The sequence below is a fragment of the Neotamlana laminarinivorans genome, from assembly GCF_020523925.1.
GTDB classification, from domain to species: Bacteria; Bacteroidota; Bacteroidia; order Flavobacteriales; family Flavobacteriaceae; genus Neotamlana; species Neotamlana laminarinivorans.
On sequence record NZ_JAJAPW010000004.1, the window covers coordinates 330864 to 351627 of the forward strand.

Below are 20764 nucleotides of genomic sequence, written 5' to 3' on the forward strand. Positions count from 1 at the left end.
AAAATGAAAACAGTTAACACAATTATATTCTTATTCTTAACGTCAACTGTATTTGCCCAAGTCGGGACAAATGGAAATGACAGAAAAGAAGAAGGAAGAAACATAAAAGAATATAACCTCACTATAGAAGAAAATGAATTAACGCTCGCAGGATTTACAGCCAATGGTATGACAATAAATGGGAGTGTACCTGGTCCTACATTAGAATTTAATGAAGGAGACCTTGCCATAATTAATGTTACCAATAAAATGGATGAAGAAACCTCTGTGCATTGGCACGGGTTAATACTTCCTAATTTTTATGATGGTGTACCATATTTAACCACGCCACCAATAAAACCAAATACAACATTTCAATATAGAATTCCTATCAACCAATCTGGTACGTATTGGTATCACTCACATACTATGTTACAAGAGCAGAAAGGAGTTTACGGTTCAATAGTTATTCAGCCTAAAGAGAAAACATTGGAATATGACACAGATTTAGTCGTAGTACTTTCTGATTGGACAAATGAAAAACCAATGAGCGTATTGCGTAACCTTAAAAGAGGAAACGAGTGGTATCAAGTTAAAAAAGGTACAGCAGTTCCATTAAGCAGAGTTATAAAAGAAGGTGCATTAGGTGCGCAATTTAAGTTTTGGCGCGATAGAATGGAAGGCGCAGATATTGCAGATATTTATTACCCTGCATTTCTTTCTAATGGTAAAAAACTTGCAGAATATCCAAAGTTTAAACCTGGAGAAAAAGTAAGACTTCGGTTTATCAACGCCTCTGCCTCAACTTATTATTGGATGGATTTTGGAGCAGGTAATGCTACAGTCGTTTCAAGTGATGGTGTCGATGTCACACCAGTCAATAAAAGTAGGTTTCTCTTTGGTATAGCAGAAACCTATGATGTCATAGTTACGATACCAAACGGTACATTAGAAGTAACTGCAACCGCACAAGATGGGTCGGGCTACACATCAATTCGTTTGGGTACTGGAAAACTTTTTCCTGCAACTGTAATAGATAGACCAGACAAAGTAGCAATGATGAAGCAAATGGCAAAAATGGATATGAAAATGGGAGCACCTGCAATGGCAGGTAATCAAAAGAAAAATACACCTAAAGCTTTAATGGAAAAGTATGGAATGAAGATGGATATGAAAGACGGCAGCATGAAAATGGAGATGAACAATATGATGTCGATGAAAGATGGTAAGATGAATGACCAAATGGATATGAAGATGAATGAAAAGGATAAGATGGAAATGAAAAAAGACTTAATACCTATGAAACATGACATGTTTATGATGCAAAAAGATAGGACTTCGTTTGATTATGATGCACGTAAAACATATTTCAACTATGACTTTTTAGAGGCAAAAGAAAATACTACTTATAAGTCCGACATACCTATAAATGATATTTTACTTAATCTAACTGGTAATATGCAACGCTATGTATGGAGTATGAATGGTGTGCCATTATCCGAAACCGATAAAATTAAAATAAAAAGTGGAGAGGTTACAAGAATAACCTTAAATAACTTAACAATGATGCACCACCCAATGCATCTTCACGGTCACTATTTCAGGGTTATTAATGAAAACGGAGAACGCTCGCCATTAAAACATACGGTTAATGTGCCACCAATGCAAAAAGTAGTTATTGAATTTTATAACGAAGAATATGGCGATTGGTTTTTTCATTGTCACGTATTATATCATATGATGGGTGGTATGGCAAGAGTATTTAGTTATGACACACCACGAGATGAAAGGATGGAAGCATATCCAGTTCAAAAACTCATCAATGAAACTGATCATTATTATTCTTGGGGAAGTGCTCGTGCAGGTTCAAATTTCACAGAATTAAACCTTATGTCCAGTAATATTAGAAATGAATTTAGTTTAAGAACCGAATTGGATTATAATAAAAATCTTGAAGCAGAAGTAAATTATAACCGATACTTAAATGATTGGGTACGTGTTTATGCAGGTTTAAACACCGAAACATCAACACCAGATTCTTATGACACGTTTAATACCGTAGGATTAGTTGGCGTTAAATATTTCACACCATATAGATTTAATGTAGATGTGAGTATGGACCATCAACTGCGTCCTAGAATTCGCTTAGATAGAGAGCTTCTACTTTTTCCAAGATTTTTTATAGAAGGCGAATATGAATATAGAGCTGACTTTGGTTGGGTCAATAATTTGGAGAATAATAATTCATACGAAGGCGAAACCCAATGGTTGGTTGGAGCCTCTTATATTTTATCACGAAATTTTTCAATTCAAGGAAACTATAACAACCGATATGGTTGGGGTGGCGGACTTTTGGTAAGATTTTAATTATAAAAGTAAACAATGAAACATAAATATCACATACACGGAATGACTTGCAACGGTTGTCGCAGTCACGTAGAAGAAATATTTTCAAAATTGGAAGGTGTTTCAAAGGCTTCTGTTGATTTAGAAAAAGCAGAAGCAACAATTGAAATGGAATCTCATATTCCAATAGAGAAGTTTCAAGAAGCTTTAAAAAAGGGTGGTGGAAAGTATAGTATTCACAAATCAGGAGAACACCTTCATACAAAAGTAGAAAAGGAAAAACAGCCAAAAGGTAAAGGCGCAGGTACATTTTATTGCCCAATGCATTGCGAAGGCGATAAGACCTATGATAAACCAGGCGATTGTCCTGTCTGCGGAATGGATTTAGTCGAAGAACAAAATCTGTCCACAGCTTCATCAGAACAATGGACATGCCCCATGCATCCAGAAATAATAAAAGATGAAGCAGGTGCTTGTCCTAAATGCGGAATGGATTTAGTACCAATGAAAGCAGATAGTTCAGCGGAAGAGAAGACCTATATAAAATTATTAAAGAAGTTTAAGATTGCAGTATTATTCACATTGCCAATTTTCTTAATTGCAATGAGTGAAATGCTAACCAATAATCCATTGTATGACATCATGGAACAAAAATATTGGAATTGGATTCAGTTCGCATTATCCATTCCAGTTGTATTTTATGCTACTTGGATGTTTTTTGAACGTGCCTGTAAAAGTATAAAAACTTGGAATCTCAATATGTTTACACTTATTGGAATAGGTGCTGGTGTAGCTTGGTTATTTAGTGTTTTTGGTATGTTATTTCCAGACATTTTTCCAAGTCAGTTCAAAACGGAATCTGGAGCAGTACACGTTTATTTTGAAGCAGCAACCGTTATCCTAACATTAGTGCTTTTAGGTCAACTTTTAGAAGCTCGTGCGCATAGTAAAACCAATTCAGCAGTAAAAGAATTATTAAAGTTAGCACCCAATAAAGCTATTAAAATAGTAGATGGCGAAGATGTTGAAGTAACCATCGATGCTATTGAATTAAATGATATTCTAAAAGTAAAACCAGGCGATAAGATTCCTGTGGATGGTTCGATAACAAAAGGAGATACAACTATTGATGAGTCAATGATTACTGGAGAACCAATTCCCGTTAATAAAACAGTAAATGATAAAGTAAGTAGCGGAACAATAAACGGCAACCAGTCTTTTTTTATGAAAGCTGAAAAAGTGGGGAGTGATACGTTACTCTCTCAAATCATCCACATGGTTAACAATGCCAGTAGGAGTCGTGCGCCAATTCAAAATTTAGCCGATAAAGTATCAGGTTATTTCGTGCCTGTTGTGGTCATTATCTCTTTACTAACTTTTGCGGTTTGGGCAATTTGGGGACCAGAACCAGTTTATGTTTATGCCTTTGTGAATGCTATTGCTGTTTTAATAATAGCTTGTCCTTGTGCATTGGGATTGGCAACACCCATGTCTGTAATGGTTGGTGTTGGTAAAGGTGCTCAAAATGGCGTATTGATTAAAAATGCTGAAGCACTTGAAAAAATGGATAAGGTTACTACACTAATCGTAGATAAGACAGGAACAATTACCGAAGGAAAACCAACGGTTGAAACAGTAGGTTCTTTTGATACTGATTTTAGCGAAAATGACATTCTGAAATATATTGTTTCGTTAAACAAAAACAGCGAACATCCATTGGCAGAAGCTACCGTTAAATATGGAAAAGAACAAAACGCAGAAATTTTAAAATCCGAAGATTTTAGTGCCGTTACAGGTAAAGGTGTAGAAGCTACTGTTAATAATAAAAAGGTGGCATTAGGAAATCCTAAGATGATGGATTATGCCAATGCTGAGATAACCTCGCAAATGGAGGAAGAAGCTAAAGTTTATCAAAAACAAGGGAAAACTGTTTCTTATTTATCAATAGATAAAAAGGTTACTGGTTATGTAGTAATAGGCGATAAAATTAAGGAAACTAGCGCCAAAGCCATTAAAGAACTTCAAGACAAAGGTATTGAAGTCATCATGTTAACAGGCGATAATCACGACACAGCACAAGCAGTAGCAACAGAATTAAATCTTACAGATTTTAAAGCAAGTATGTTGCCTGAGGATAAACTCAAGGAAGTAGAGAAACTACAAGAAAAAGGAAGGGTTGTTGCTATGGCAGGCGATGGTATTAATGACGCACCAGCACTTGCTAAAAGTGATGTAGGTGTCGCAATGGGTACAGGAACAGATGTAGCTATAGAAAGTGCCATGATAACCTTGGTAAAAGGCGATTTGCACGGTATTGTAAAAGCCAGAAATTTAAGCGATGCTGTAATGAAAAACATTAAACAGAATCTATTTTTTGCACTTATCTATAACACATTAGGTGTGCCGATTGCAGCAGGTGTTTTGTTCCCATTCTTCGGAATTTTACTATCGCCTATGATTGCAGCATTAGCCATGAGTTTTAGTTCGGTTTCAGTTATAGCCAACGCATTAAGATTAAGAACAATTAAAGTTTAACTATAAAATCAAATAATTATGGAAAATTCAAATCAACACTCAAATAAAGGAAACTATAAAACATTTTTTTTAATGTTAGGGTTGTCATTTATAGCAATGTATATAACCATGTACTTAAATACCTATGCCATAGGCCATGTATATTTCAGCTTGACTCGCTTTTATATGGTTTGCTTAGGGATTTCAACGATGGCAGTTATTATGCTATTATTCATGCTGAAAATGTATAAAAACAAAAAGAAGAATATAGCAATACTTATAGGAAGCCTAGTGCTTTTTGTAAGTGCATTAGGATTAGTTAGAGCACAAGCACCAATTGTAGGAGATGTGCTTTGGTTAAAAGGGATGATTCCTCATCATTCTATTGCCATACTAACAAGTGAACGAGCAGATATTCAAGACCCAGAAGTCAAAAAATTAGCAAATGCTATTATTGAAGCGCAACGTAAGGAAATAGAAGAAATGAAAGCAATGATAAAACGATTAGAAAATGAAAAATAATAAATTAGTCATTTACATAGGAATATTAGCAGTAGGACTTTTGTTAGGATGGTTTCTTTTTGGTAATTCATCTGCTAAAGAAACTGAACATAATCACGAAGCAACAATAGAAACCAACCAAATGTGGACGTGTTCTATGCATCCACAAATTATGCAACCAGAACCAAGCGATTGCCCAATTTGTGGAATGGATTTAATTCCTGCTGTAAGTGGAAGTGATGGATTATTAGCAGACCAATTCAAACTTACAGAAAACGCTTTGGCGTTGGCAAATATTCAAACTTCAATTGTCAGCAATGATAAAACAGAAGATAATACCATTAAATTATCTGGAAAAATTGTAGAAAATGAAGAAGCTAATGCAGTCCAAGTCAGTTATTTTTCTGGAAGAATAGAACGTCTAAATGTGAGCTTTACAGGCGAAGAAGTTAGAAAAGGGCAGTTATTGGCAACTATCTATTCGCCAGAATTATATGCAGCGCAACAAGAACTCATCACAGCAGCTTCATTAAAGGAATCTCAACCTGCATTATACAAAGCTGTGCGTAACAAATTAAAATTGTGGAAGCTCTCTGAAAATCAAATTAATCAAATTGAAACTTCTGGTAAGGTTAAAGAAAACTTTCCGGTATATGCAACGGTTTCAGGTACGGTTTCAGATAAATTAGTCGAACAAGGCGATTATATTAAACTAGGTCAACCTATACTCAAAATAGCTAATCTAAACACGGTTTGGGCAAATTTTGATGTGTATGAAAATCAAATCGATTTATTTAAAAAAGGACAAGAAATTTCAGTCACTACCAATACTTATTCTAATAAAGAATTCAAAGCTAAAGTAGATTTTATAGACCCTGTTTTAGATACGAAAACAAGAACTGTGAAATTAAGAGCGGTGCTTAATAATAAACAGAATGTTTTTAAGCCAGGAATGTTTGTTGAAGGAAATATTAAAGGAATTTCTTCAAGTAACGAACAAGTATTGACTATTCCATCTACAGCCGCTTTATGGACAGGAGAACGTTCAGTTGTCTATATAAAAACAGACCCTACTCAACCTGTTTTTGAAATGCGCATTATTACATTAGGTAATCAAATTGGCGATAATTATGAGGTGTTAGAGGGTTTGAACAATGGCGATGAGATAGTAACAAATGGAACATTTACCGTAGATGCAGCAGCGCAATTACAAGGCAAAAAATCAATGATGAATAAAAAAGGTGGTAAAGTTACGACTGGTCATGAAGGACATCTTGGAATGGAAAATAATTCTTCCGTAAAAATTGAGAATCATTCTAATATGAATGAGAGAATAAAAATTTCGAAGGACTTTCAGAATCAATTGAAAGTCGTTTTTAATTATTATATCAAATTAAAAGATGCTTTGGTTAAAGATGATACTAATAACGTAATGACAGAATCAAAAAGACTATTGGGCAATTTATCTAAGGTTGATATGAAGCTATTAAAAGATAAAGAGGCTCATGGTCATTGGATGTCATTAGAAAAAGAAATAAAAGCATCGGCAACATCAATTTCAAACACATCAAATATTGAATCACAACGAAATCATTTTAAGCACCTCTCATCACATTTAATTAGTACGATTCAGACATTTGGTATCAATGAAAAAGTCTTTGTTGAGTTTTGCCCGATGGTAGACGATAACAATGGTGCATACTGGTTGAGCAGGGAAGAAAAAGTAGTCAACCCATATTTTGGTGGTGCGATGCTAACCTGTGGAGAAGTAAAACAAGTAATAGAATAATAACAATTAATTTTTAAAACAATGAAAAAAGTAATTTTAAGTGTAGCTGTAGTAATGGCTATAGGTTTAACAAGTTGTAAAAACGAAACCAAGCAAGAAAAAGAATCAACAGAAACAAAAACGGAAGTATCTAAAGACATGGCTATGGCAGACATATCTTTTGGTGTTAGAGGTAATTGCGGAATGTGTAAAAAAACCATAGAAAAAGCTGCAAACAAAGTTGAAGGTGTGGCAAATGCAACATGGGATGTCGATAAAAAGAAAATAGATGTGTCTTTTGATGATGCCAAAACAGATGAAATGGCAATTCATAACGCAATTGCAGCATCAGGTTATGATACTGAAAAGGTTTCTGGAAATGAGGAAGCTTACAGTAATTTACCAGGATGTTGTAAATATGAACATGATATGGTAATGAATCAATCAGGAGATAAAAATGAAGAGGATCATTCAGACCATGACCATTAATAATAATAGAAGAGCCTTGTTAATTAAGGCTCTTCTATTATAAAAGTTACATGCCTACGTTATTTGCAACACCATTGCATTAAATAATGTATATCTTTGCTACGATGAAATTTTTAGCCTTCATATTATCAATTTATATTTTCGCGCTTAATTTAGCACCTTGCGAAGATAATGCTACGCATGATAATGAGGTTCAAACAGAAATTTCACAAGGAATGAACAATGACCATCAGCACCAAGATTCAGATTTATGTTCGCCTTTTTGTATTTGCCAATGTTGCCATATAAATGCAACATATTTTCAATTTGCAGATTTAAAATTTAATTTTCCTTATATATCTACTCAAGATTTTCTTTACTTAAACGGTACAGAAAAAGATTTTACTACTTCCATTTTACAGCCACCTAGGGCTTAATTCAGTTTTTTTAAGGATAACTATATCCAATTTCAAGCCTTTTATGGCTCTTTTCATTTCGAGTAATTCTAATTTTTATTTTAGAATTATATCGAGAAGTTTAACTGAATTAATACATTTTCTATGATTAATAAAATCATTGATTTTTCAATCAATAACAAATTCATTATTGGTTTGCTTACGCTTACCATTGTTGGAGCAGGTATTTGGAGTATGACTCAAGTACCAATCGATGCTGTTCCAGATATTACCAACAACCAAGTACAAGTCATTACACAAGCACCAAATTTAGGAACAGAGGATATTGAGCAAATTATTACTTATCCAGTAGAGGTTGCAATGAGCAATCTGCCTAATGTTCAAGAAATTCGTTCCATTTCTCGTTTTGGCTTATCAGTTGTTACCATTGTTTTTGACGATGATATGGGAACGTATCTGCCACGTCAATTAGTTGCTGAAAAACTCAACGACATAAAAGGACAAATTCCCGAGGGATTCGGAGAACCTTCAATGGGTCCTATTTCATCTGGTCTAGGGGAAATCTATCAATACACACTTAAAGTCAAACCAGAATATAAAGACAAATATTCGGTTACTGATTTGCGCACCATGCAAGATTGGATAGTTCAACGTCAAATGGCAATGGTAGAAGGTGTTGTTGAAGTTAATGCTATTGGCGGAAAAATTAAGCAATATGAAGTCGCTGTCGATCCAAATGAGTTGCGAGCAATCGGATTAACAATTACCGATGTCTTTGAAGCGTTGGAAAACAACAATCAAAATACAGGTGGTGCATATATCGAAAAAAACCATCAAGCTAATTTTATTCGTGGCGAAGGCTTAGTGCGTAGTTTGGATGATATTAAAAAAATCACAGTAAAAAACACCAATAATATTCCTATAACTATTGGCGACATTGCCAAAGTACAATTTGGGTCAGCTATTCGTTATGGCGCATTAACACAAGATGGCGAAGGCGAAGTTGTAGGTGGTTTGGTAATGATGCTTAAAGGAGCAAACTCAAACGATGTTATTGAGAATGTAAAAGAGCGCATGGCTCAAATAGAAAAGTCATTACCAGAAGGTGTGATTATTGAACCTTTATTAGACCGAAGTAAGTTAATAGCAGAAACTACATCAACTGTAGCAACAAACCTTATTGAAGGTGCATTAATAGTAATATTTGTACTCATCTTTTTATTAGGAAACTGGCGAGGTGGTTTAATAGTGGCATCCACTATTCCGTTATCGTTGTTGTTTGCATTTATCCTTATGAATGTGTTTGATGTTTGGGCTAATTTAATGAGCTTAGGAGCAATAGATTTTGGTATTATTGTAGATGGTGCTGTAATCATTGTAGAAAGCACCGTTTTTCTTATAGCATCACAAGTATTAAAGAAAAGGAAACTGACATCTAAAGAACGTGACGGTGTTGCATCAGATGCTTCAAAAAAAATGATGAATGCTGCCTTTTTTGGTCAGCTAATTATTCTAATTGTTTTCCTTCCCATTTTGGCATTGGAAGGCATTGAAGGGAAAATGTTCAAACCAATGGCATTAACTTTCATTTTCGCAATGATTGGCGCCATGGTGCTTTGTTTGACCTATGTACCAATGATGTCTGCCTTGATTTTAAGAGCACCAAAAAACGACAAAAAATCATATGGCGATAAATTTGTGCATTGGGTAGAACGTAAATATCAACCGTTGTTAGAAAAAGCCTTAAAGAAAGGTAAACTAATAATTGGTGTTTCTGTTGTTTTATTTGGTATTGCAGTCTTTATTTTTACTAGAATGGGAGGCGAGTTTATACCACAACTTGATGAAGGCGATATTGCGTTTCACGCCATTTTAAAACCAGGTAGTTCCCTTACAGAAACTATTGAAACGACAACAAAAATTGAACAAATTGTAAAGGCAAAGTTTCCAGAAGTTGAAAAAATTGTAAGTCGAATTGGTGTTGCTGAAATTCCAACAGACCCAATGCCAATGGATTTGGCTGATGTTTTTGTGATTCTGAAGCCAAAAAGCGAATGGACAACAGCCACTACAAAAGATGAATTGATAGAGAAGATGAAAGAAGCGGTTGAAATCGTTCCAGGTGTCAACTATGAATTTACACAACCTATCGAAATGCGCTTCAACGAATTACTAGAAGGTGTTAGAGAAGACATTGCTATAAAACTTTATGGAGAAGATATAAATGTACTGTCTCAAAAAGCAGAAGAAATATCTCAAATTATTGCAGGTACAGAAGGTATTGGAGATATGAAAGCCGAAGCCACAACAGGCTTACCACAAATGACCATTACCTACAATAGAAATAAATTAGCACAATACGGACTGCAAATAAACACCTTAAATCAAATTGTTCAATCGGCTTTTGCAGGTGGTACGGCAGGAATTATTTTTGAAGGCGAAAAGCGATTCGATTTAGTGGTAAGATTAAATTCTCAAAACCGAAAGGATATCTCAGATGTTCAAAATTTATATATCAATTTACCGTCTGGTACTCAAATTCCACTTCGTGAAGTTGCTGATATAAGCTACAAAGCAGGCCCAATGCAAATAAGCAGGGATAATACAAACAGAAGGACCTATGTTGGTATTAATGTAAGAGGACGTGATGTAAAATCTTTAGTAACCGAGATTAAATCAAAGTTAGATGCTAAACTTGAATTACCAACTGGCTATTTTATTAGGTATGGTGGTGCATTTGAAAACTTAGAACGTGCAAGTAACAGATTGCAAACTGTAGTTCCAATTGCGTTATTACTCATTTTTGTACTTATTTATTTTGCTTTAAAATCGTTGCCACAAACCTTAATGATTTATATCGCAATTCCTATGGCAACCATTGGTGGTGTAGTAGCATTGTGGTTAAGGGATATGCCATTTAGTATTTCAGCAGGTGTAGGTTTTATTGTTTTGTTTGGCGTCGCTGTTCTTAACGGTCTGGTAATGATAAGCGGGCTGAATGAGTTGAAAGAAGAAGGCGTTACCAATCTTAAAGATAGAATCATAGAAGGAACAAAACGAAGAATTAGACCTATAATGTTAACTGCTTTTACAGATGTTTTAGGCTTCTTACCTATGGCAATTTCGGCATCAGCTGGTGCAGAAGTGCAGCGACCATTAGCAACTGTCGTTATTGGTGGATTATTAACTTCTACATTACTTACGTTGTTCGTGTTACCCATTTTGTACCATTGGGTAGAAAACAAATCTTTTAAGTTTAAACCGAATAGAAAGTTGGTTGCAACAACAGCAGTTTTACTGTTAATGTTTGGCTTTTCAGCACAAAGTAATGCACAACAGATAAGCGACACACTTCCCGAAATAACATTACAGGAATCTGTAAAACTCTCAAAAAGTAATTATCCACTTTTAAAGCAAAAGCAATTGGAAATTACAAAACAAGAGCAGTTAAAAAGTACAGCTTATGATTTTGGTACCACCCAAATATTTACAGGAGGCGAAGAAGTTAATAATGGAAATGGTATTTATACTACTATAGGAATTGGTCAAAGCAATATTGATGTGTTTGGTATTTCTGCAAAAAAGCGATTGCAAGAACAACGCATTCAATTAGCTCAAAAGGCTTTTCAGCTTTCAGAATTAGATTTAGAATTGGAAGTGAAAAAGGCGTGGGCAAATGCCTTGCAGAGTAAAAGGAATTATAATTTATACAAAGAGTTAGATTCTATATATACCAATTTTGAAAAAGCTGTAGCATTGAATTTTGAAGTAGAAGCTATTTCAAGGTTAGAATATTCAGCAGCTAAAAATCAAGCCTTACAGATTCAAAATAGATTTATGCAATCAAAAAGTGACTATGCTATTGCATTACAACAGTTAAATCTATGGCTGGTTTCTGATACATTCTATACGGTTCCTAATGATTTTGAAATTACTAGCGACATTGATGTTAATACGTTTAACCTAGAAGAACATCCCTTAAATAGCATAGCACAATTACAGGTAACAGAAGCAGAAGCAACATATAAGGCTGCCAAAGCAGATAATTTACCCAAGTTAAATCTTCAAGGTGGTTTACAAAACGTAAATGGTAACTCAGGTTTTTACACCTATCAAGCAGGTATTTCATTTCCTTTTTTATCAGGCACAAATAAAGCGAAAGTTAAAACCGCAAAAATCGATAAGGAAATTGCAGAAACGAACATTCAGTTCAAAAAACAAGACCTACAATCCAAGTTTGTACAATCAAAAGAGAATTATCAAAAATGGAAAACGTCATGGCTTTTCTATAAAAATGAGGTATTACCACTTGTGAAAGAACAAAAAGTGGGTGCTTTATTTGCTTATAAAGAAGGAGAGGTAGATTATACAGGGTTTACACAACTCATAAAAGAAGCTATTCAATCTGAAATAGAAGCTCAGAAAGCATTAATAAATTATTTAGAAAGCACATTTCAACTACAATATTTTAATCAATAAGAAAATGAAAAACACACGATATATAATCTTAGCACTACTAACAGTTTCGCTTTTAGTTGCTGCATGTGGAAATAAAGAAAATCACAATAGTGAAGATGGTAATTCGCATAGCGATGATGCAAAGCTAGAAGCTAAAGAAGACCATAGTGATGAAGAAGAAGTTCTGCTTTCACAACAACAGTTTGATGCATTGCAAATGAAAACAGACACCTTGGCATTACGCAACATGAATGGTTATGTAGAAGCCAATGGCACATTAGAAGTCCCACCACAAAATGAAGCAGCAATAACTTCAGTAGTTGGTGCAAATGTGGTATCGATAAAAGTTATTGAAGGCGATAAAGTTAATAAAGGTCAAGTGGTTGCCTATTTATCCCATCCTAATATTATAAAAATGCAGACTGATTATTTGAATACTTTTAGCAACAGTAATTTTTTAAAGAAAAACTATGAACGTCAACAAAAATTATATGATGCAGGAGTTGGCTCTGGTGCAAATTTTCAAAAAGCCGAAGCAGAATATGATGCCTCTAAAGCGATGGTAAATGGATTAGAAGCCCAATTGAGACTATTAAACATAAACGCGTCATCAGTACGAAATGGAACAATTGCTCAAAGCATATCATTAAGAAGTCCAATAGAAGGCTTTGTCCAAAAAGTTGAAGTTAAAACAGGACAATATGTTGAGCCACAAACCGAACTGTTTGAAATCGTAAACACGCATCACGTTCATGCAGATTTAATGGTGTTCGAAAAAGACGTTTATAAAGTAAAGAAAGGTCAAAAAGTGATTTTCAATTTACAATCCAATACAGACGAGGAGCTTACAGCAGAAATCTACTCGGTAAGTAAAACTTTTGAAGATAATCCTAAAGCACTTCACGTACACGCTGAAATTGAAAATAAAAAAGGTAATTTAATTCCAGGAATGTATATACAAGGTAAAATTCAAGTTGAGAATGCAGAAACAAATGCACTACCAGAAAGTGCTATTATAAAAGAAGGCGATAGATTTTATGTTTTTTCCGTAGAAAGAGAAAATGAAGATTGGAGTTTTAAGCCCGTTGAAGTGCTTTTAGGAGCAAAAGATGGCAATTGGATAGCTGTTCAATTTACTGAAGAACTAGATAAAGCTACAAAATTTGCTTATAATAATGCGTATTATTTGATTGCTGAAATGAAAAAAGGAGAAGCAGAACACGAACATTAAATTATGAAAACAATAGAACAATTTTTAGAGTCAAAAAACATACGAGTAACGGCAATGCGTTTATTAATTTATAAGTTCCTTGCAGAAAAACAAGTTGCAGTTACATTGAGCGATATAGAAAATGCCTTTGAGAAAGCAGATAGAACAACGTTGTACAGAACCATTAAAACATTTGAAGAAAAAGCTATCGTTCATCAAATAGACGATGGCACAGGAATTAATAAATATGCTTTGTGTGAAAAGGGTTGTAATTGCGAGATTGAAACCGATTTGCATTTGCATTTTCATTGTAATAACTGTAATGAAACCATTTGTTTAACAGAACATAAAATCCCTCAAATTAAAGTGCCTGACGGTTTTGTTTCAGAAAATGTAAACTTGGTAGTAAAAGGGGTTTGTGATAAGTGTAGTGGTCAATAAATGCACTTCCATTGCATAGATATTTAAAGCATTTTTGTTGTAAATAATCAAAATAAAAAATCGATGTTGCTATTTAGTTTTCAAGTCGTTTACTTTTTGCTCGTATTTGTCGTAAGGTCATTGTTGTTAAAAAGTAAAACAGGCATTAATCCATTGACCTTTAATAAAGCTGATGATGCTCACGGTTTTAATGGAAAGGTATTTACTGCTATAACGTTTATTGAGTTGATTATTGTTGGTATTTACGCTTTTAAGATTGAGTGGTATAAATACTTACTTCCTTTTTGGTATATAGAAAATGAAATTTTATCTATAATTGGTTGGGGATTTTTAATTATTTCTCTAATCGTAGTTTGGATTGCTCAATCACATATGGCTAATTCGTGGAGAATTGGAATTGATGAAAAAAATAAGACAAAACTTGTAACTAAAGGATTATTTTCAATTTCCAGAAACCCAATCTTTCTAGGAATTATGATTGCGAATATGGGATTGTTTTTGGTCATTCCAAATGCTTTTACACTATTGATAATTTCATTATCAACTATAAGTATAAATACACAAATTAGGTTAGAAGAAGAATTTTTGAAAAGAGAGTTTGGAAAGGATTATTTTGAGTATGCAAAAAAAGTGAGAAGGTGGATATAAACAATTTTAAATTTGAAGTATTAAATTAATGATGAAAAAAAAGAAACTTAACTTAAAAGATATCAAACCAAATTCTGAAAAAGAACACAGTCACGATGATGGTCACGACCATAGTGGTCAACCCAATAATTTTAAAGCATATATACCTGCAGTTATAAGTTTTACAATGCTTATAATTGGAATAGCATTGGATTATTTTGATGTTGGTTTTTTTAAAGATTGGCTACGTATTATTTGGTATGCAATTGCTTATTTGCCTGTTGGGTTTCCTGTTGTAAAAGAAGGCTGGGAAAGTATCAAAAAAGGCGACGTTTTCACAGAATTTTTCTTGATGTCGATAGCCACAATTGGTGCATTTATTATTGGCGAATATCCTGAAGGCGTTGCAGTAATGTTGTTTTATGCAGTTGGCGAATTATTTCAAAACGCAGCAGTCAACAGAGCGAAATCTAACATTAAGGCATTGCTCGACGTAAGGCCAAATGAGGCTTTAGTATATCGCAATGATGATTACACTTCTGTAAGCCCAGAAATGGTTGAAATTGGAGAAAAAGTTCAAGTACGCGTGGGAGAAAAAGTTCCCTTGGATGGTATTCTACTTTCCGAAAAAGGTTCATTTAACACAGCGGCTTTGACTGGCGAAAGCAAACCTGATACGATTGCAAAAGGCGAAAAAGTATTTGCAGGAAGTATTAATATGGATAGTGTTATAGAAATTGAAACCACCAAAGAATTTAAGGATAGTTCCATTGCTCGAATTCTCGATATGGTACAGAATGCCACAGCGCGAAAATCTAAAACCGAATTGTTCATTAGAAAATTTGCACGAGTTTATACACCCATCGTAGTGTTTTTGGCTATCGCTGTTACATTTTTACCATACTTTTTTGTAGATGATTATGTGTTTAGAGATTGGTTGTATCGTGCCTTAATATTTTTGGTTATATCCTGTCCTTGTGCTTTGGTTATATCTATTCCGTTGGGTTACTTCGGCGGATTAGGAGCAGCTTCAAAAAATGGAATTTTGTTCAAAGGAGCTTCGTTTTTAGATGCAATGACCAAAATTAACACGTTGGTAATGGATAAAACTGGAACTGTTACCAAAGGCGTTTTTAAAATCAAAGAAGTAAAGGCTATTGGTTGGGAAGAATCTGATTTTATGAAGTACTTAATGGCTATAGAAGAACAATCCACACATCCTATCGCAAAGGCCATAATGGAGTATAAGGAAGACGGAGAAGATTTTGAAGCTAAAGACGTTTCTGAAATCGCAGGTAAAGGTTTAAAAGGGATTGTAAATGGTAAAACAATTTTAGTTGGAAACAAAGCCTTAATGCTTGCCAATAATATAGATGTTCCAACTGAAACTGATTCTATTGTAGAATCCATAGTATTAGTAGCAATAGATAATAAGTTCGCTGGTTATGTTGTGATAGCAGACGAATTAAAAGAGGATGCAAAAGAAACAATTACAGCATTGCACAAAGTAGGTATTAAAAACATTATGATGCTCTCTGGCGATAAAGATTCCATCACTCAACAAGTAGCAAGAGAATTAGGAATTGAAAATGCCAAAGGAGGTTTGCTACCAGAAGATAAATTAAATGAAGTTGAAATTTTAAAACAGAACCCTAATAATAAGATTGCTTTCATAGGGGATGGTATTAATGATGCACCAGTTTTAGCGGCAAGCGATGTAGGAATCGCAATGGGCGGATTAGGTAGTGATGTAGCGATTGAAACAGCAGATGTTATTATTCAAACTGACCAACCTTCAAAAGTAGTCAGAGCAATTAAAATAGGTCGTTCCACCCGAAAAATAGTTTGGCAAAACATTGGTTTAGCATTTGGAGTAAAAGTAATAGTTCTGATTTTGGGCGCAGGTGGTTTGGCGACAATGTGGGAAGCGGTATTTGCTGATGTAGGTGTAGCTTTATTAGCCATTTTGAATGCTGTGAGGTTGCAGAGAATGAGTTGGAAATAGTCAGTCAAATTTATAATCACGATATACTTAATCTTCTACTATCATCTAAATCCAATATTGGCAAATTAAAAAAGCATAAGTTTATTATTAATACTTTCATAAATTTAGATGATTCAGTAGATAAAATGATTCATAAAAGGAAGAATGACAAACATTGGAAGTTTAGAGAGGATTTCGATTTTAATGTAGTTGCGGAAAAATTTAAATACCTTGAAGATTCTGATTTACCTGATGAGAGTTTTCATCTAGCCTATAAAAGGAAAAACAACAATTTATCTCTACAATGTATTATCGATAAGTTTGAAAAATTTAAAAGTATATATTTCACACTCATTAAAAATTGCAATCGTTTTATAAGGTATATTACAAATTCAATTTATAATTATTTTAACGTATATCCAACAGAATAAACTCTGCCTTTCAAACAATTAATGTACGAACGTCTCAAGCATCCTTATTTTAATAATAATGATACAAACGAAAGTAAGTAAACTTAACTACCACTATTCATTACTGCTACATACTCTATATCGTTCAATTTTACATCATTTTTATGAACAAAAAAGATTTCTGTTTTCTCAATCCACAAATCAAAATTCACTTGCATTTGCAAATCTTTTTCAATTTTCCCACAGTATAATCTGATTTTTTTGAACCTCTTAATTCCTTCTTTTAAAACAAGTAAATTCCTGTTGTTTACAGCATTCATTAAGTGGAATCTGCAAGGTGTCAACAATATAGTGTCTTCGTCTATTTCATTTTCTCGAAAATTACTGGAAATCATCACTTGATACCAAAATGGATTTTTGTCATCAACATCTGTAATAATGCTAATTTTAATTCTATTATTAGCATCAATATTACCAAAACGTTCAATCCAATCTTCAAAGATTTTAATACCAAATTCAATATTTTCAAAACCTAATATTAACCCAACACCACCAGGAGATCCAAATACACCCATTCCTTTCCAAGTTGCATTGTCCCATAGTTTGTTTTCTATAACAGAAATTACTTTGCGTTTGTTGTGAGGTATTGTTTTTAAGTCAGGTTTATTAGGTTTAGACTTAGTTGAAGTTTTCTTTTTATCAATATTATTGCTCTTAGGTTTATTTAATAGAAATCGACTTTCTCTTACATTTGGCGTTATTTCACTTTTCCAATTGTTAAACGTTAATTTAGGTTTGTCACCAAGAACGTTTCCTATGAAAATTTTATGATTAAGTAATATTTGGAGCCTTTCATTAACTTCTTGATTTTTAAATAAATCTTCCAAATAAATTTTATAATCTTCCATTATAAAATCATTAATCAATATATGTGACATTAAATCCATACCACATTTAAAAATTTGCTCTTGGTCTTTTACAGGATGAAAATTAGCATCCCAATACAAATCATAGCAATGTGTTTTTTTATCTGCAACGACTTTAAACTCATTGTTTGAGTGCTGTAGTTTTATCAATATGCTTTCACAACTTGGGTATAAGTTTTCTAGAGATGTGCCAAGAAACCCTTCTATGTAAGCCAAAATTGTCTCAGCTAATATTATAATTTGTGTTTCAGTATTAAATTGAACTTCAATTTTACAACCTAAAATAGTAGTGGATAGTGAAGAGGTTTTATTTGAGAAACATTCTATTTCCTTAATAAATTGTTCTCTTAATGGTTGATTAGCTACTACATTATAATAATCTTCTAATTCTTTTTCTGACTTTACATTTACATGTAAATAATCTTTAAAAATATCGCCTTGATAACCTAAGAGAAACAACGCAACATCTTCGGATAATAATAATTCTTCCTTTTTGCAAATTAGAGGAAGGTATTCTAGTGTATCAGTATTTAAATTAGAGTTTAATAACCTTACACATAAAAAAGTATCAAATTTTGTAAGATTATCTATGCCATCGATTTTATCCGCATTTTTTAATTGATAGTAGAGAACTCTGAAGAGCTCATGCCATGTTAAAAAATGTGGTAACCTGCCAAGTAAAACTTCTTCACCTAAAAGGTTGTCCATCAAATTAATTAGTCTAGGGTCAAGATTACCTTCGTCAAACCAAGGTTTTAAGAGTATAGATACAGCTGAAACTTTACTGGCATAAGAGGCATGATGCAAACCTAATTGACCATAAGCTTGACTTAAACCCATTGACGCTAGATAAAAACCATACTGGCTTTCGCTTTTAGATAGTTTAGTAATAGCCTTGCCAAAATTTATTAAACCATCTCGGTAGTTTTTATTAGCCATTTTTTGTCCACCTCTATTTATATAGAGTTGACCAGCTTCCATCTGTGAGGTTCTTGTTTCTGATAATCTTATAACTGTTTCAAATAAATCATCAAATTCTTTAGAATCCGTAAAAATGTTTCCTAAAATCAATATCATTTTTTGAAATTGTTCAAATGGAAATTCAAGCCTGCCTTCTGAAGCTAAAATAGTTTTTTTCATTCGAAGAAAAATTAATCTGTTTTCTTCGGTTTTATCAATTAAGTCAAATGATAATGTAATGTCTCTATACATCAATGCAGTTAATGAAGTGCTTGATGATGTCTTTCGCTTAGAAATTTTCTCTAGAAAATCAAAAAGCTCTCTCTTTTCAGATTTAAGTAGCTTTAATGGAACTAATTTTTCATTGTTTGATTGAACAGTTCTTAGTAATGTATAAAGTGTGGTGTAATATTCTATTGAAGATATTGTTATATAAGAATGTATGTGCTTTTTAAATTCATGATATTCAATTAAGAATGCTTTATAATCGTCATAATAGTTCACATATGTCCAAGCTTTTTGATATCTGAATCTTAATATCTGACCTTTATTTCCGGTTTTTTCGACTAATCGTTCAACTCGATCAAATTTTCCTTCAAGTTCAGTTCTAGGTTTTTCAAGTTTTTTGGTTAAAATTGCAGCTTCGAGAGCATCTTCAACCAATTGAAAATCATATTCAAAATATCGATTTGAATTTGATATGTTTTCTTCAATTTCAGCGAGTTTTTTTTCTCTTCTTATATCATTAGAGCCTAAGGATTTTTCATCACGTCTGTATATTTCAGAAAGGTTTAAAGAGTCAACAACTAAATTTATTAGATTACTAGAATAGACGTTTTCCAAAATCCAGACACCATCAAAGATTACAATATCTATCTTAAATTGTTTAATAAATTCGTCTTGAGCATCTTTTTTCTTTTTGCTTGAAGGTGTTTGATTGGTAATAAAGTAAATTCTGGTATAGTCTCTTTCTGTTCCTAGAATACTTACAATATCACTTTTCAATTTAGATTTCCACGTCTTTTTTGCACTAATAGCAAATGCCCATTTCTCATCTTTATCCCAACCATTATTAGGAATAAACCATCTATCTGAAATTGATGTTGAAACAGGATATGTTTCAGAGTCGGTCTTACCGTCACCACCACCAGTTGGACCAACTTGCGGTATTAAATTTGGTGTTATCAATTTTTCTGCTAGCTTTCTAGCTAAGGTTTCAAACTGATTTTCTTTTTGGTTTTTTGTGATGTTATCTAGCTCAAAGGCTAGGACTTCTTTAGGTAATTCATGTGAAGTGGAAATGTCTGAATCTGAAAAATTTTCAGGTCTTAATCTTCTATAGAATTCAGAAGGACTCAAAATTGAATCATTCTCTTTTTTATTACTGTTTTCTTGTTCTGACATTAATTATTAATTGATTTTTCTAAAGATAAAAAAGATGAACATATTAAATTGAAATCCAATAATAAAATAAGATAGTAAAGAATATTTCTAAACTTAATTATTAGAAGAGAGTAATGGTAGAGTTTCAAATTATAAATACACTCAGCACATTTCCCTAAATTCCGTTGCTCTACATTTCGAGAAAAGAGCTTCACTAAAAAACTCTTGGACACAATTCCAAAGTTTTAGATTTCCACTTCGCTAGATCCTGTCTAATCCCGAAACTTCGGGAGCAGGAAAACTACATTCCCAATATAAAACCTTGAAATAGCGTCCGCTTAAAAGAGGGAGAGATATCTATATCAATATTGGT

At 33.3% G+C, this 20764-nt stretch carries 13 protein-coding genes; 12 read left to right on the top strand and 1 reads right to left on the bottom strand.

What is annotated here, in order from left to right:
• Positions 1 to 3: 3 nt before the first annotated feature.
• The 12 genes from LG649_RS10865 to LG649_RS10920 all read left to right on the top strand — a co-directional run bounded on the left by LG649_RS10865 (position 4) and on the right by LG649_RS10920 (position 17143).
• A complete protein-coding gene (locus LG649_RS10865) occupies positions 4 to 2346 on the top strand; it encodes a multicopper oxidase domain-containing protein (protein WP_226543841.1) in 2343 nt (780 codons plus the stop codon).
• Between the two features lie 15 nt (positions 2347 to 2361).
• Complete coding sequence (locus LG649_RS10870) at positions 2362 to 4860, top strand: heavy metal translocating P-type ATPase (RefSeq protein ID WP_226543842.1); 2499 nt, start codon at positions 2362 to 2364, stop codon at positions 4858 to 4860.
• An 18-nt stretch (positions 4861 to 4878) separates the two neighbouring features.
• Positions 4879 to 5361, top strand: coding sequence for a DUF305 domain-containing protein (locus tag LG649_RS10875; protein ID WP_226543843.1), 483 nt, complete (start codon positions 4879 to 4881; stop codon positions 5359 to 5361).
• Complete coding sequence (locus tag LG649_RS10880) at positions 5351 to 7129, top strand: efflux RND transporter periplasmic adaptor subunit (protein WP_226543844.1); 1779 nt, start codon at positions 5351 to 5353, stop codon at positions 7127 to 7129. The genes LG649_RS10875 and LG649_RS10880 overlap by 11 nt, the downstream gene beginning before the upstream one ends.
• 21 nt (positions 7130 to 7150) lie before the next feature.
• A complete protein-coding gene (locus tag LG649_RS10885) occupies positions 7151 to 7597 on the top strand; it encodes a heavy-metal-associated domain-containing protein (protein ID WP_226543845.1) in 447 nt (148 codons plus the stop codon).
• Positions 7598 to 7701: 104 nt separating this feature from the next.
• Complete coding sequence (locus LG649_RS10890) at positions 7702 to 8013, top strand: DUF6660 family protein (RefSeq protein ID WP_226543846.1); 312 nt, start codon at positions 7702 to 7704, stop codon at positions 8011 to 8013.
• Positions 8014 to 8136: 123 nt separating this feature from the next.
• The gene (locus tag LG649_RS10895) at positions 8137 to 12471 is read left to right on the top strand and encodes a CusA/CzcA family heavy metal efflux RND transporter (protein WP_226543847.1); all 4335 of its coding nucleotides are present in this window, start codon (positions 8137 to 8139) and stop codon (positions 12469 to 12471) included.
• A 4-nt stretch (positions 12472 to 12475) separates the two neighbouring features.
• Entirely contained in the window at positions 12476 to 13681 is a 1206-nt protein-coding gene (locus LG649_RS10900) for an efflux RND transporter periplasmic adaptor subunit (RefSeq protein ID WP_226543848.1), read from the top strand.
• 3 nt (positions 13682 to 13684) lie between these two features.
• A complete protein-coding gene (locus LG649_RS10905; RefSeq protein ID WP_226543849.1) occupies positions 13685 to 14101 on the top strand; it encodes a Fur family transcriptional regulator in 417 nt (138 codons plus the stop codon).
• A 153-nt stretch (positions 14102 to 14254) separates the two neighbouring features.
• The gene (locus tag LG649_RS10910; RefSeq protein ID WP_226543850.1) at positions 14255 to 14749 is read left to right on the top strand and encodes a methyltransferase family protein; all 495 of its coding nucleotides are present in this window, start codon (positions 14255 to 14257) and stop codon (positions 14747 to 14749) included.
• A 31-nt stretch (positions 14750 to 14780) separates the two neighbouring features.
• Positions 14781 to 16733 carry a heavy metal translocating P-type ATPase gene (locus tag LG649_RS10915; protein ID WP_226543851.1) on the top strand — a complete coding sequence of 651 codons (1953 nt, stop codon included), beginning with the start codon at positions 14781 to 14783 and terminating at the stop codon, positions 16731 to 16733.
• Between the two features lie 125 nt (positions 16734 to 16858).
• The gene (locus tag LG649_RS10920) at positions 16859 to 17143 is read left to right on the top strand and encodes a hypothetical protein (protein WP_226543852.1); all 285 of its coding nucleotides are present in this window, start codon (positions 16859 to 16861) and stop codon (positions 17141 to 17143) included.
• An 83-nt stretch (positions 17144 to 17226) separates the two neighbouring features.
• Here the strand turns inward: LG649_RS10920 and LG649_RS10925 are convergent, their stop codons facing one another.
• Positions 17227 to 20412, bottom strand: a complete 3186-nt coding sequence (locus LG649_RS10925; RefSeq protein ID WP_226543853.1) for a hypothetical protein — start codon at positions 20410 to 20412, stop codon at positions 17227 to 17229.
• Between the last annotated feature and the right edge of the window lie 352 nt (positions 20413 to 20764).

Excerpts from the sequence above, each read along its gene's own strand:
- LG649_RS10865 (WP_226543841.1), top strand. The coding sequence starts at position 4 with ATGAAAACAGTTAACACAATTATATTCTTATTCTTAACGTCAACTGTA.
- LG649_RS10870 (WP_226543842.1), top strand. The coding sequence starts at position 2,362 with ATGAAACATAAATATCACATACACGGAATGACTTGCAACGGTTGTCGC.
- LG649_RS10875 (WP_226543843.1), top strand. The coding sequence starts at position 4,879 with ATGGAAAATTCAAATCAACACTCAAATAAAGGAAACTATAAAACATTT.
- LG649_RS10880 (WP_226543844.1), top strand. The coding sequence starts at position 5,351 with ATGAAAAATAATAAATTAGTCATTTACATAGGAATATTAGCAGTAGGA.
- LG649_RS10885 (WP_226543845.1), top strand. The coding sequence starts at position 7,151 with ATGAAAAAAGTAATTTTAAGTGTAGCTGTAGTAATGGCTATAGGTTTA.
- LG649_RS10890 (WP_226543846.1), top strand. The coding sequence starts at position 7,702 with ATGAAATTTTTAGCCTTCATATTATCAATTTATATTTTCGCGCTTAAT.
- LG649_RS10895 (WP_226543847.1), top strand. The coding sequence starts at position 8,137 with ATGATTAATAAAATCATTGATTTTTCAATCAATAACAAATTCATTATT.
- LG649_RS10900 (WP_226543848.1), top strand. The coding sequence starts at position 12,476 with ATGAAAAACACACGATATATAATCTTAGCACTACTAACAGTTTCGCTT.
- LG649_RS10905 (WP_226543849.1), top strand. The coding sequence starts at position 13,685 with ATGAAAACAATAGAACAATTTTTAGAGTCAAAAAACATACGAGTAACG.
- LG649_RS10915 (WP_226543851.1), top strand. The coding sequence starts at position 14,781 with ATGAAAAAAAAGAAACTTAACTTAAAAGATATCAAACCAAATTCTGAA.
- LG649_RS10920 (WP_226543852.1), top strand. The coding sequence starts at position 16,859 with ATGATTCATAAAAGGAAGAATGACAAACATTGGAAGTTTAGAGAGGAT.
- LG649_RS10925 (WP_226543853.1), bottom strand. The coding sequence starts at position 20,412 with ATGTCAGAACAAGAAAACAGTAATAAAAAAGAGAATGATTCAATTTTG.